General features: G+C 45.8%; 9 protein-coding genes. 6 read left to right on the top strand and 3 right to left on the bottom strand.

Annotated features, from left to right (window positions below):
* The first annotated feature begins 65 nt into the window (after positions 1-65).
* From AC2TF5_RS20515 to AC2TF5_RS20505, 3 genes are all read left to right on the top strand, one after another.
* Positions 66-1,397 (top strand): peptidase U32 family protein, encoded by a 1,332-nt coding sequence (locus tag AC2TF5_RS20515; protein WP_491298996.1) that lies wholly within the window; start codon positions 66-68, stop codon positions 1,395-1,397.
* A gap of 219 nt (positions 1,398-1,616) precedes the next feature.
* On the top strand, positions 1,617-3,788 hold the full coding sequence (locus AC2TF5_RS20510; protein ID WP_491298995.1) for a methyl-accepting chemotaxis protein: 2,172 nt from the start codon (positions 1,617-1,619) through the stop codon (positions 3,786-3,788).
* Between the two features lie 125 nt (positions 3,789-3,913).
* Complete coding sequence (locus AC2TF5_RS20505) at positions 3,914-5,698, top strand: peptidoglycan D,D-transpeptidase FtsI family protein (protein WP_491298994.1); 1,785 nt, start codon at positions 3,914-3,916, stop codon at positions 5,696-5,698.
* Here AC2TF5_RS20505 and ytvI read toward each other — a convergent pair.
* Positions 5,653-6,819: a sporulation integral membrane protein YtvI gene (gene ytvI / locus AC2TF5_RS20500; RefSeq protein ID WP_491298993.1), complete on the bottom strand. Its 1,167-nt coding sequence runs from the start codon at positions 6,817-6,819 to the stop codon at positions 5,653-5,655. The two genes, AC2TF5_RS20505 and ytvI, sit on opposite strands and share 46 nt — an antisense overlap.
* Positions 6,820-6,963: 144 nt before the next feature.
* Here ytvI and AC2TF5_RS20495 point away from each other — a divergent pair, with 144 nt between their 5' ends.
* On the top strand, positions 6,964-8,349 hold the full coding sequence (locus tag AC2TF5_RS20495; protein WP_491298992.1) for a polysaccharide deacetylase family protein: 1,386 nt from the start codon (positions 6,964-6,966) through the stop codon (positions 8,347-8,349).
* A gap of 58 nt (positions 8,350-8,407) precedes the next feature.
* Here AC2TF5_RS20495 and ilvD read toward each other — a convergent pair whose 3' ends face one another.
* Positions 8,408-10,093: a dihydroxy-acid dehydratase gene (gene ilvD, locus AC2TF5_RS20490; RefSeq protein WP_491298991.1), complete on the bottom strand. Its 1,686-nt coding sequence runs from the start codon at positions 10,091-10,093 to the stop codon at positions 8,408-8,410.
* Positions 10,094-10,321: 228 nt separating this feature from the next.
* The gene (locus AC2TF5_RS20485) at positions 10,322-11,362 is read right to left on the bottom strand and encodes an acyltransferase family protein (RefSeq protein WP_491298990.1); all 1,041 of its coding nucleotides are present in this window, start codon (positions 11,360-11,362) and stop codon (positions 10,322-10,324) included.
* A 284-nt stretch (positions 11,363-11,646) separates the two neighbouring features.
* Here AC2TF5_RS20485 and AC2TF5_RS20480 point away from each other — a divergent pair, with 284 nt between their 5' ends.
* The gene (locus AC2TF5_RS20480) at positions 11,647-12,414 is read left to right on the top strand and encodes an HAD family hydrolase (protein WP_491298989.1); all 768 of its coding nucleotides are present in this window, start codon (positions 11,647-11,649) and stop codon (positions 12,412-12,414) included.
* Between the two features lie 37 nt (positions 12,415-12,451).
* The gene (locus AC2TF5_RS20475; RefSeq protein ID WP_491298988.1) at positions 12,452-13,210 is read left to right on the top strand and encodes an NAD-dependent protein deacylase; all 759 of its coding nucleotides are present in this window, start codon (positions 12,452-12,454) and stop codon (positions 13,208-13,210) included.
* Positions 13,211-13,322: the final 112 nt, after the last annotated feature.

The following is a 13,322-nucleotide window of genomic DNA, read 5'->3' as shown; positions in this document are numbered from 1 at the left end:
AAGATTTCAGTTAAATAGAATGAACTTCTTTAGTTCAGTCTGTAAAAACAAGGAGTGAACAAAAGATGGCAGCTATGGTTCAGCCAACTTACAAGGGCAAGCGTTATCGTTTGGACAAGCCGGAGCTGCTCGCACCGGCAGGTAATCTGGAAAAATTAAAATTTGCAGTCCACTACGGCGCTGATGCAGTTTATATCGGCGGACAGAAATATGGCCTGCGTTCAAATGCCGATAACTTCAGTTTTGAAGAAATGAAAGAAGGCGTTGAATTCGCTAAAAAGTATGGTGCAAAGGTGTTCGTTGCGACCAACATTTATGTCCATAATGAAGATATCGAAGGAATCGAGGCGTATTTACGCAGCCTGCATGAGGCTGGAATTGCTGCTATTATCGTGGCGGATCCTGCTATCATTGAGGTTGCCCAACGGACTGTGCCGGAGATCGAAGTTCACCTGAGTACACAGCAGTCGACACTGAATTGGCAAGCGGTGAAGTTCTGGAAGGAAGAAGGACTTCCACGTGTAGTTCTTGGCCGAGAAACGAGTCTGGAGGAAATAGCCGAGATTAAAAATCATGTGGATATTGAAATCGAGGCTTTCATTCATGGAGCGATGTGCTCGTCTTTCTCCGGACGCTGTGTTCTATCCAACCACTTTACGGACCGGGACTCCAATCGGGGAGGCTGTTGTCAGTCGTGCCGTTGGAAATATGACTTGTTTGAGGATGGCCGTGAGGATTGGGTATCTGAAGAGCAGGCAGCGTTAGATCAGACAGTTCCTGCACCTCCCTCTTTCAAACCGGGCGTAACACAGATCCCGCTGTTCCAATCGGAGGATAATGCGTTTACGATGGGGTCCAAGGATCTGTGTATGCTGGGGCACATTCCCGACTTGATCGAAGTAGGGATTGACAGCTTCAAGATTGAAGGACGCATGAAGTCGATTCATTATGTAGCAACGGTTGTTAATGTTTATCGACAGGCTATTGATTCGTATATGGCTGATCCAGACAATTATGAGTTGAAACCCGAATGGATAGAGGAGCTTAATAAAGCGGCCAATCGTCCGCTAAATACCGGCTTTTTCTATGATACTCCGGATCATGAGGATCATATCTATGAACCGGAAGAGAAAGCGGCGCCTTATGATTTTGCAGGACTTGTCATGGATTATGATTCAGTGAACGGCACAGCACTGATTCAGCAGCGGAATCATTTTAAACCAGGCCAAGAAATAGAGTTCTTTGGTCCAGAAGGAACCTTCTTTAAACAGGTTGTCGGTACGTTAACCGACGAAGAGGGTAATGAGTTGGATGCAGCACGCCATCCTTTACAGTTGGTACGAATGAAAGTGGATCATCCGGTAAAGGGTTTTGATATGATGCGTAAACGTAAATGATCACTTAGTCAATTTATGAAATAGGTATAAATATCTCACATTAACAGGAATCCGGTACCTCGTCAGGTGTCGGATTCTCTTTTTTGTGACAATAAAACTAGGACGTTTGAATTATTTTTGTGTGAAAAGCCAAAGGAAATGCTCCACAACTGTCGAAATAAGAAGTAGTGTATTATTTTTGCCTCATATTCTAAAATTGATAGCGGTGGTGAACAGCAAATGGGAGAAGTTGAACAGCAAGATAGAAAGCCAAAAAAAGAGAAGAAGGTGAAAGAGCAGAAGAACAATAAAACTGTTACTTCCGGATCGAAGGGGGATCGTTCAGGAGGATCTAAGTTGGCTGGATTGATTCGTACTGTCAAGCAGATGCGGGTTAATCCTGCTAACTCGGTCGGCATACGTTTATTTTTGATTTTCTTTATCGCAATTGTTATGTTTGTTGTAGTCCTCGGCTTATTGTCGTACATGAAAGCTAAGGATACGATTGAAAAAAATGCAGCTAATTCCAACCAGCAGACCATTATTCAGACTTCAGAAAAAATAAACATTATTCTGGAGAAGTATGAGAATCTAGGAAGACAAATTTTTTATGATAAAGAGCTGCAAAAGCTTTTGACGTCTTATAATTCAAATAAATTAAGTGACTATGATATGTTCTCTACCCAGAAAGATATCCGTGACAAATTAACCAACCAGATTACTTCCGATGGATACATAAAGGCGATTTATATTATTCCGCCTAAGAAGAACTCCGTCATCGCTGCAGGAGGTACGAGGAAGGATATAGACGGTATACTTAAAGAGCAATGGGTCGCAGAACTTGAAAAGGGTACAAAGACTCTTTGGTTGCCAACCAGAATAGACGAGGGGGCCCCATATTTCACTATTGCCCGTTCTTTAGGTTCAATGAACAATCTGAATGACTCGTATATTTTTGTAATTGAGCTTGCGGAATCGGTTATCAATGAGCATCTGCAAAACATTAATCTCGGTACAGAAGGACAGTTGCAGCTCGTTTCAAGTGATGGCATGATCGTATCGGCTAACGATGAAAAACTGAGCGGTACGGAGTCCCTTATGACATTTATGAAGAATGAGCCTGAGGACAAGAAGAGCGGGAGTCTTAATGCTCATGATGTTAATGCTAACGACGTATTGGCGGTATACAATACACTGGAAGTCAATGATTGGAGACTCGTCGGTACGATTCAGACCGAAGAGCTTACGAAAGATGCAGCAGGTATCCTGACGATTACGATGTGGGCGGCGCTAGCTGATGCTCTTATAGCCATATTGATTGGGGTATGGATGGTTCGAATGATTGCGCGTCCGCTCGGTAAGCTTAACCTGCTTATGAAAGAAGGCGCCAAGGGTAATCTAAACGTTCGTACGAATCATCGTTCGAATGATGAGATCGGTCAGCTTTCTGCTAGCTTTAATGATATGATGGAGCAAATTACACAACTTGTTCAGCAGACCAACAATACAGCTCAGGACGTGCTGAATACAGCAACAGAACTGACTGATGCTTCCAAGAAGACCGCCCTGTCCGCGAAGGAAATTGCAGTGGCTACTGAGGAGATCGCTAATGGAGCAAGTAGCTTAGCTGTAGAAGCTGAACGCGGAAGCGACCTTACAGGCAACATCTCAAGACAGATGGGAATCGTTGTCTCGGCGAATGACGAGATGGGCAAATCCGCCCGTCATGTTGAAAGCTCAAGTGAACTGGGTACAAAACATCTGAGTGATTTGCTGGAAAAAACACACCAGACAGAAGATATGACCCGTACCATGATGCGCAAGGTTGATGGATTGAAGGAAACGACTTCTTCTGTTGTAAAAGTGCTGGATGTACTGCAGAACATTACGAAGCAGACGAATATTTTATCACTGAATGCTACGATTGAAGCTGCACGCGCAGGCGCTGCCGGCCGTGGATTCATGGTTGTAGCGGATGAAATCCGGCAGCTTGCGGATCAATCCCGGCAATCGATTGATATGGTCAGCCAGATCACGGACCGTATCATGACAGAAATGAACGAAACGGTACAAGCTCTTTTGGATGCTAATCCGTTGTTTAAGGCTCAAATGGATTCGGTTAAGGAAACGAATGATATATTCGTCTCCGTTCAGCAGCAGATGGGTGAGTTCATCGAACGACTCGATTCTGTTACAGATTCCATTGAAGGCCTCAATCAGTCACAAATCGTACTCTCTGAAGCGATGGGCAACGTAAGCGCCGTTGCTGAAGAATCATCAGCAACTTCCGAAGAGGTTGCATCCTTGAGCAATGAGCAGCAGAGTGTGAGCAATCAGCTCGTAAATCTGTCTGGCAAACTTGAGAATGTATCAAACGAACTGAAAGCTACACTCTCCCGATTTACACTGTAATTATGACAAGAACTTGGATCTCTCATGGGAGATCCAAGTTTTTTTGTTTAGGTGCCGCTGCAAACGATTGTGATAATGGTAGAGGGGGAATGATGATATAAAAAGGATCGTCAGGAGGGATAAACATGCGAGTTAACCGGCAAAAACGTATATTTTATGGATGGTTAACACTAGCAGTGCTGATGGTTCTACTGGTTTGTCGGCTGGCATGGGTACAATTCGTCATGAAAAATCAAAAGCATCCTGGCAGTCGGCATACTCTGCTTGAAACATCAATGCTTCAGCGTGAGCGGGGCATAGTGCTGGATACCGGGCGGGGACATTTTACCGACCGGAACGGTCTGCCGTTGACCGGTAAGCTGATCTGGTCTGCCGTCCTTTTTCCTATCAAGAATGAAAATAATGATATATCTGATGATTCATTGCTGAAGCTGGCTCATATACTGAATACAGAAGATAAACATTTAAGAGAAGTATGGTTCGACTTGAAAGAGCCAATACTATGGCATGCTCAAGGGACTTACATTCCTCTTGCTCTGAATTCATCTCAGATTGAAGCCATTAAGGAATTGAAATTATCTACTATTCGGGTACTACCGTATGAACAGAGGTATGGAGATAGGGAGACAGGGATGCAGTGGTTAGGCTTTATATCAGGTCAGCGTAAAGAGAACTTATTTTTCCGCGATTATGAAGGGGTAAAGGGAACAAGCGGGCTGGAAAGGACGCTGGATGCTCTTCTTCAGGGAACAGGACCTACAGTTGTTTATTTCCCCGTAGATGGTCGGAATCAAATCATACAAGAGATGAAGCCAATGGTGAAAGCGGGAGATAACCCCTATTATCCGCTACGGGTTACGACAACGGTTGATGCCAAGCTTCAGAAGGGCATTGAGCAGCTGACAGAACAGGCAGGTATGAAGGAAGGAGCTGTGGTTGTACTGGATGTCCGAAATAGCGATGTTCTGGCGATGGTCTCCAGGCCTTTTTATAATCCGGAACAGATACATCCTGAGCAGGGAGAGTGGGAGAACAAAGCGTTAAAGGGAGCGGTGCCCGGGTCGATCTTCAAAATTGTTACGGCTGCAGCTGCACTGGATTCCGGATTAACCTCGAGTAAAGAAACGTTTCACTGTAATGGTGAATTTGGAAAATACGGCTTATCCTGCTGGAAAGCGGGAGGGCACGGAACCCTCAACCTTCGTCAGGGGTTTGCGGAATCTTGTAATGTCGTATTTGCCGAATTGGCTGAACGCCTGACCTCAGGACAAATACAGAATACGGCATTACAGCTTGGATTAGGCCGGACTGTAGGCTGGCAAGCACAGAGTGTATTGGGCATTCCTCTACTGAAGCCGCTAGACCACGAGGAGAGTGGGACTGTTTTTGCAGCCTCTACAGATCCTGGGAATTCTGGTGCTCGTGTACAGACAGCGATTGGGCAAAGGGATACATTGGTTACCCCGCTGCAGGCTGCTAATCTGGTCGTAACGCTACTGAATGATGGGGACGTGATTTCGCCTCGGATTGTCCATCATATATCATACGCGAACGGTCAGCATCTTCAAACCTTGGAGCCTATGAAGCGGTCTTCCGTTGAAGGAACTATTTCCCGGGAAACCGCCCGAACACTTCTGACTTGGATGGAAGACGTTGTTCGAAATGGAACGGGACACTCGCTTAAACATTCGACTTGGCAGCTAGGGGGCAAGTCCGGCACGGCTGAGACCATAGTAAAGGGCCGTCCCCGGAACAACCAATGGTTCGTGGGATACGGCCCTGTGAAACATCCGCGTTATGCGGTAGCAGTGCTGGTGGAGAATATGAATCCGAACAGCAAGCATCAAGCGACGAAGCTGTTTGGTCAAGTCATGGAATTATTGTCTTCTTTTGAGACTTCTGAAGAATGAGCAGCCTGCGGATTTTTCATCTCAAACGGTGACACATCGAATTCTTCTTTTGGCAGTGTAATCCATTGTTGAAGATAACCTTGTTGCAGCAACTCTTTGAGCAGAATCATCAGGACTGGTGAAAGAATCAGACCCGCCACTCCGAAAATCGAGATCGAAATAATCATGAACGACAGCATCAGAAACGCTGAAGATACACCGAGGGATTGACCGGTTATTTTTGGTTCAAGCAGCTGGCGGGTTATCATCACAATAGCCAAAAGGATAGTCAAACCAACGGCAAGGCCCACATTACCGACAATAAAGAGATAAATAATCCACGGAATGAAAATAACCGGCACGCCTAACAGTGGAAGTATATCAAAAATTGCACTCATAAGCGCTAGTGAAAATGCGTTGCCGGTACCAAGGATAAGCAAGCCTATGTATACGAAAACAAATGTGATCGAAATCAGCTTTAATTGTGCCTTTAAATAAGCTCCAATGGCTGAAAATACATTATCCTTCAAAAAGCGAAAAGCTGTTTTAATAGTCTTTGGTGTCTTTTCTTTTGCAACCTTACGCCAGATGCCAATCTCGGAACTAAGGAAAAAGGCGAGGATAATCGCAACACCGAAGTTGGCAATAAAGGTAGTGAAAGAACCCATAAATCCGACGATATAACGGAGAAATGATTCTGCTGCATTTTGAGCAAAGTTGGTAATATCTTTGAAGTATCCATTCATTCGCGTCACCATGTCTGGTGGAAGAGCATCCAACTTGTTTTGTAAATAAATCATTAGAGATGAGAAGTGCTCTTGAAGAGTTCGGGTATGAAGTGGAAGATTATCCTGCAAATTCATTACTTGCGAAACGATAATTGCTCCTGCGCCGAACAGAATGCCCAATATAATAAGGAGAAACAGAAGTACGGCAATCGCTGCTGCAAATGCCTTGGGCAAACCACGACGATGCAGGAACCGGGCCATCGGCTCAATGAGCAAAAATATCAGGAAGGATAGAAAGATTGGAGCGGCAATCTGGTATAGCTTGCTGAACACGTACATAATAAGGTACACCGTCAGCACGATCATCGCTATATCGAAGAAGGTCCTCCAATATTTTTTGTAGAGGGGAAGCATATAAATTATCGGCTCCTTTATACTTTAATAATTGATTCCATTGTACACGATTTGTGAAAAAAACGCCTATTTCTTTATATGCTATGATAAAATAAGAAATAGTGTATTGCCAAAGTAAAAAGAAAAGAGAAGCGGGGAGTTGGCATGCAGACATTACTGCTTTGGTTGTTTTATATTTCATCTTTTTATGCCTTTATTCCCGGGCTTATTACCCGGACTTTTGGTTTTCGAGTATTTCGCAAGGGTACGGGACAGCATGAGTTTGCTCTGACATTTGATGATGGGCCGGATCCCGTGTATACACCTCAGTTGCTCGAGCTTTTGAAGCGTTATGATATGAAAGCGACCTTTTTTCTGGTTGGTTCCCATGCGGAGAAGCATCTGGATGTGGTAAAACAAATTCATGAAGAAGGCCATCTGATTGGAATTCACAACTATATTCACAAGAGCAATTGGCTAATGCGGCCCAAAACAGTACGGATGCAGCTTAAACGGACGGATGACATCATTTACAGTGCTACGGGTGAGCGTCCGACCTTTTATCGACCGCCGTGGGGTATTGTGAATTTATTTGATTTTGTTAAAAACAGTGGCTATCGGATCGTACTATGGTCGTCCATGTTTGGAGATTGGCGCAGCAAGACCGGATCCAATAAACTGGTGAAGCGTATGCTCCGGAAGTTGAAGCCTGGGGAAGTTATGCTCCTACATGATTGCGGAACTACGATGGGAGCGAATCCAGATGCTCCTGAGCAAATGCTGATTGCGTTAGAGCAGGTGCTGGATGAAGCGAAACGTAGAAATCTGAAAAGTATACGGATTGATACGATGATTAATGACGAGAAGAAATCACAAAGGGCTCAACTGTCGATCATGAAGCGTATGGTGGTTTCACTATGGCTATTGTGGGAAAAAGTATTTCATCTATTGTTCCACCTTGAGACCGTAACGCCGAAAGATCCCATGCTACATTTCCGGTCTACTTCCTATCAAGGCAAGACGGTAACGATGGAGGACGGCACCCGTCTGGAAAAAGGAGATCAGGTGCTAGAGCTTCACTTTGACAACAAGAAGTTGTTTCATATCGGCAGTCGGTCCCGTTCGGAAATGCAGCTTGCAATTCAAATGATCAGAGCGGTGCAGAAGGATCTCCCTGCGCTGGCCAACATGGTGCTGGAACGGCCGGAGTATATGGATATCAAAGGTTTATACGCGGTGACAATGATTTCCCGCGGACCGGAACAGTTTGGTTTTCATGTCCAGGATCTGCCGCAGGGGCTGTTTGCAAGTTCAACGCGCATATATCTTAAAATTTTGCTGAGTGTTATTCATCCTAAAGGGCAATCCCGCCTGAAGGAAGGAAGTCAAAAGATGGAACCCAAGTTGCTCATGATGCCGGTGGATGTGTTAATTAACCGTTATGCAGAAAAGGGAAGCCGTCCGTACCGCTCATCCAAGCAGGACAGCGCTGAGGAACATGAATTAAGTGATCTACCCATAGCCAGTGCATCACAAGGTCTATCATCCTAAATAAAACCCGCCCCTTGATTTTCAAGAGGCGGGTTTTATATGTTAGTTCCCGTAATTATTAGATTTTCAGGACGCCGCCGGAGCTTGCGTTCGTTACGAGCTTGGAATAACGGGCAAGGTAGCCTGTCTTCACTTTAGGCTCAAACTCTTTCCAGTGGGTGCGTCGCTCAGCCATTTCTTCGTCGCTGACCTCAAGCTGAATGACACGATTGTTCAGATCTAGCACAATAATGTCTCCGTCTTCAACGAAAGCGATAGGTCCACCTTCAGCTGCCTCTGGAGAGATATGGCCGATACTGATGCCGCGGGAAGCTCCAGAGAAGCGTCCATCGGTAATGAGACCGACTTTGGCTCCAAGACCCATACCTGCGATCTGTGAGGTCGGTGCAAGCATTTCTGGCATGCCTGGTCCGCCTTTAGGACCTTCGTAGCGAATAACAACGACGTTGCCTTCCTTCACTTTGCCGTTTGCAATACCTTCCAGTGCTTCCTCCTGAGAGTTAAAGCAGATGGCAGGACCTTTGTGGTAGCCGCCAACAGAAGGGTCAACCGCACCGACTTTGATGATGGAGCCTTCTGGAGCAAGGTTACCGTACAAGACAGCAAGGCCTCCACGTTCGGAATAAGGTTGGTCGATCGGATGAATAACATTGGTATCCTGGATTTCACATCCTGCCACATTCTCGGCAAGTGTTTTGCCTGTGACGGTAATGCAGTCGCCAAACAGTGCTCCTGGCTTTTTAAGCAGTTCATGGAGTACTGCACTCACGCCGCCAGCAGTATGCACGTCCTCAATGAAATAATCGGAGGCCGGGGCCAGCTTCGAAATATGAGGTACACGGTCTGCCACTTCGTTTATCCGTTCCAGTGGGTAATCAATGCCTGCTTCGTGGGCAAGGGCAAGCGTGTGGAGAACGGTATTGGTTGAGCCGCCCATCGCCATGTCCAGTGCAAATGCATTGTCGATGGCTTCACGGGTTACGATATCACGCGGTTTGAGATCCAGCTTAATAAGCTCCATCAGTTGGCGAGCCGATTGTCTAACAAACTCTCTACGCTCGTCTGCAACTGCAAGAATTGTTCCATTCCCCGGAAGGGCAAGGCCCAGCGCCTCGGCAAGACAGTTCATGGAGTTAGCCGTGAACATTCCAGAGCATGAACCGCATGTTGGACAACCGTACTGTTCCAGTTCAAGCAACTCGCTATCATTAATTTTGCCGACCTGATGGGCACCTACACCCTCAAATACAGAAGTCAGAGACAGTTTGCGTCCTTTGCTGTCGACACCCGCTTTCATTGGACCGCCGCTGACAACGATGGTTGGGATGTTAACACGCAGTGCACCCATCAGCATGCCTGGCGTGATTTTGTCACAGTTCGGGATACAGACCATACCGTCAAACCAGTGGGCCGAAACGACGGTTTCCAAGGAATCTGCAATAATTTCGCGGCTCGGCAGTGAATAACGCATGCCGATGTGTCCCATAGCGATTCCATCGTCTACCCCGATTGTATTGAACTCGAACGGAACGCCGCCAGCTTCACGGATGGCTTCTTTAACGATCTTACCGAATTCTTGAAGATGCACATGGCCTGGAACAATATCGATATAAGAGTTGCACACGGCGATAAACGGTTTGCCAAAATCTTCTTCCTTCACGCCGGCGGCACGCAGCAGACTGCGATGCGGTGCCCGATCAAAACCTTTTTTAATCATGTCTGAACGCATTTTTTTTGCTGTCATGATGTCGGTCTCCCCCCAGATCTTCCATATTGGATTTTACTAGTGCTTTATCGCGGTTCACCGGCAAAGTAGCCGGGTACCGATAATGAACATTTCAGTTTAAATGAGTCTATCACAAAAAGCTATGTTTTTCTACACGATTTTAGTAGAAAGAAAGGGGGCGTCCCAGGTCAACGGACCTTTTAGGACACCCCCTAATTGATATCGAATATTGGAAAATTTATGGTGTTATCTTACAAAAAAACGTCGCATTGCTACATTTTCTAGACGAAGAATTCCCTCTACCGACGGTTCAATGACGGGATGGAACAAGCGCTTAAAAGCGGGCTGGGCAAGAAGGACCGTGCATAGTATAGCAGCAGCGATAAGCAGCATCGCTCCTCCAAAATGCGAGATGGATTCATGAAGACCGGAGAAGTCCATCAGGCGGATAATGAATCCGTGCAGCAAGAACACATACAACGTGCGGCGGCCAAGGTCGGTAATTCGCCCCATTGTCATGGGAACCCAGGCGAGGAATGCGGCGGAAGCAGTTAGTTGTAAAGCGTAAACCGCAATCCGGAACAAGCCTGCATACCACACGTCATGGCCAAGCTCTGCATAGGTCATGCTCCCATAAAGCCATCCTGCTGGAAGATTGCTTCCCCAAACGCTAAACCCAAAAAGCAGGAGGAGCGAGATCGTGGCTGCGATGCCTTTAATCCATGGTTTAAAGCGCAGAGCGAATGTTTCGAATGAAAAATGATACCCTACTAAAAAGAATGGAAAGAAAACAAACGTACGGCTGACACTCAACCAAACACCATCTACCGGCAAGTATCCAGCAATTACACCGAGTACTGCTGCGATGAGAAGCTGCTGCCCTGCCGTTAATTTGCCCATGGATAGTAGCAACAAACGCCAGCATGCATGGCTGAATAGAAACCACAGCAGGAGGTAAGGTGCAAAGAAGGAGCGATGTATATCATCCACATGGAAGAAGACAGCATCCAGTAAAGAATATAAACTTTGAAAAATAACATATTGTAAAGCGATTTGGAGCAGCACTTTCTGGCCGGTTTTACCCATCATTGAACTTTTTGCAAAGTAACCGGTAACGAGAACAAACAAAGGCATATGGAATGAAAAAATCCACAGGTACAATGTGTGAAGACTACCCATCCGGCTAATTAAAGGTTCAATGGCATTACCGACAAACACAGTGACGATAAGAATAAATCGAAGGTTGAGAAAGAAGGTTTCACCTTTCTGTTCAATGGTGCGGTTCATGGTTTCCCTCCATGGCCCTATCTTTTTGAGTTATGCCGGGCCTTTATATATTGCTTGTTTTTCTTGATAAGTCACGTTAAGCTACAATTTAAAATTACTCCGTTTAAGGTTTTGAATAGGTGATAATAATCACAAGGCATGACGCTGCAGCGTTTTCAAATGTGTCAAAGCATTGAATATCCACATGCAGTAAAGTACGTGTTCGAAAGGAGTAATAGAAAGGAAGAAAAAGGAGACATTTCAATATAGAAAGAGTATCATCGAATGAAAGGGAGGGATTCTGCTTGCCGCTTATTCAGGTGAATGGACACTCATCCCCGTGTCGAGGGGTATTGTTCGACAAGGATGGTACTTTGCTTCATTTTATGGCTCTCTGGGGAGGCTGGGCTGATTATGTTCTAAGGTTCATGGAAGAACGTCTGGAGCTTATGGGAGCCGGTTTTACCGTATCTAAAGAGAAGGTGCTCGGAACGACACATGTTTCCGGAGGCGCTATATCGGATTACGATGTTCAAGGGCCGCTTGCGATGGGAACTGTAGAGGAAACGATCGGCATTCTGGCTTGGCAGCTGTACGCTGCGGGAATGCCTTGGAATGAAGCCATCATGCAAGTAAACCAGATTACGAAAAATGCGATGTACCAAATACGCCAGCATAAACCGGCGTTTCCTATGCCGGGATTGGAGACATTTTTGCAGTCGTGCAGGAACGCTTCCTTAGAAATGGCAGTGGTTACTTCGGATACGACCGCAGCGGCACTGGAGCATTTGGAATGGATGGGAATCCGCTCTTATTTCTCAGTGGTAATCGGCCGGGATCAGGTTGAGAATGGTAAACCACACCCTGAAATGGCAGAAAAGGCATGTAGAATGCTTGGATTAGAGCCAGGTGAAGCCGTTATTATTGGAGACAGTAACGGAGACATGCAGATGGCAAGGCAAGCTGGTGCTGCACTGGCTATCGGGCTTTATCAAGGAGAGGCCGAAGGCAATCATCTCATAGATGCCGAGGTCGTCATCTCCGATTATAATGAAATAAAGGTAGTTTATTAGATTCGTTATTTTATGGCGCTGTACGGAGGTGTATGGATTGGAGAACAGGGAAAAGATCGAAAGGTTGGCGACTTGGATAGAAGCAAGTGATTATATCGTCTTTTTTGGGGGAGCAGGAACATCGACAGAAAGTGGAATTCCGGATTTTAGGTCAGCCGCAGGGCTGTATCAAACAGAGCACCACTCTCCGTATCCTCCGGAGGAAATGCTCAGCCATACGTTTTTTATGAATCATCCCGAGGTGTTTTTTGACTTTTACCGCAGTAAAATGCTGCATCCTGATGCGAAGCCCAACGGCTGCCACAAGCTGCTGGCTAGACTTGAGCAGGAAGGTAAGCTTAAGGCCGTCATTACACAAAATATTGACGGTTTGCATCAGACATCCGGAAGCACGGAAGTGCTCGAGCTGCACGGCTCCATTCACCGAAATTTCTGTATGAACTGCTCACGATTCTACTCATTGGAAGATGTTATGGGCATTCAGGAAACGGTTCCGCTTTGTTCAGATTGCGGCGGTGTGATCAAGCCGGATGTTGTATTATATGAAGAAGAACTGGACCAGAAAATTCTGATGCGCTCCATTCAGGAAATATCCACGGCGGATTTACTTATTATCGGCGGTACATCGCTCACGGTACATCCGGCTGCAGAGCTTGTGACTTATTTTCACGGAAGTAAGACAGCTCTGCTCAATGCAGACCCAACCCCTTACGACCATCGAGCCGGCCTGCTCATCGCAGATCGTATCGGTCAGGTCATGACACAGATCAATGACTTGCTTCGCAATAGTATATAGTTAGCCGCATCAATGAAGAAATTCATCGGAAAACGGAAAATGAAGGATAATTTCAGCATTATCCGAAACTTTACATCCCGCATTTCTACTTCGAGAAAAGCGGGTGTTTTGT

The organism is Paenibacillus sp. JNUCC 34 (genome assembly GCF_058269055.1).
Note: the sequence above shows the minus strand (reverse complement) of the source record. Positions and strands in the feature narration are given on the sequence as shown.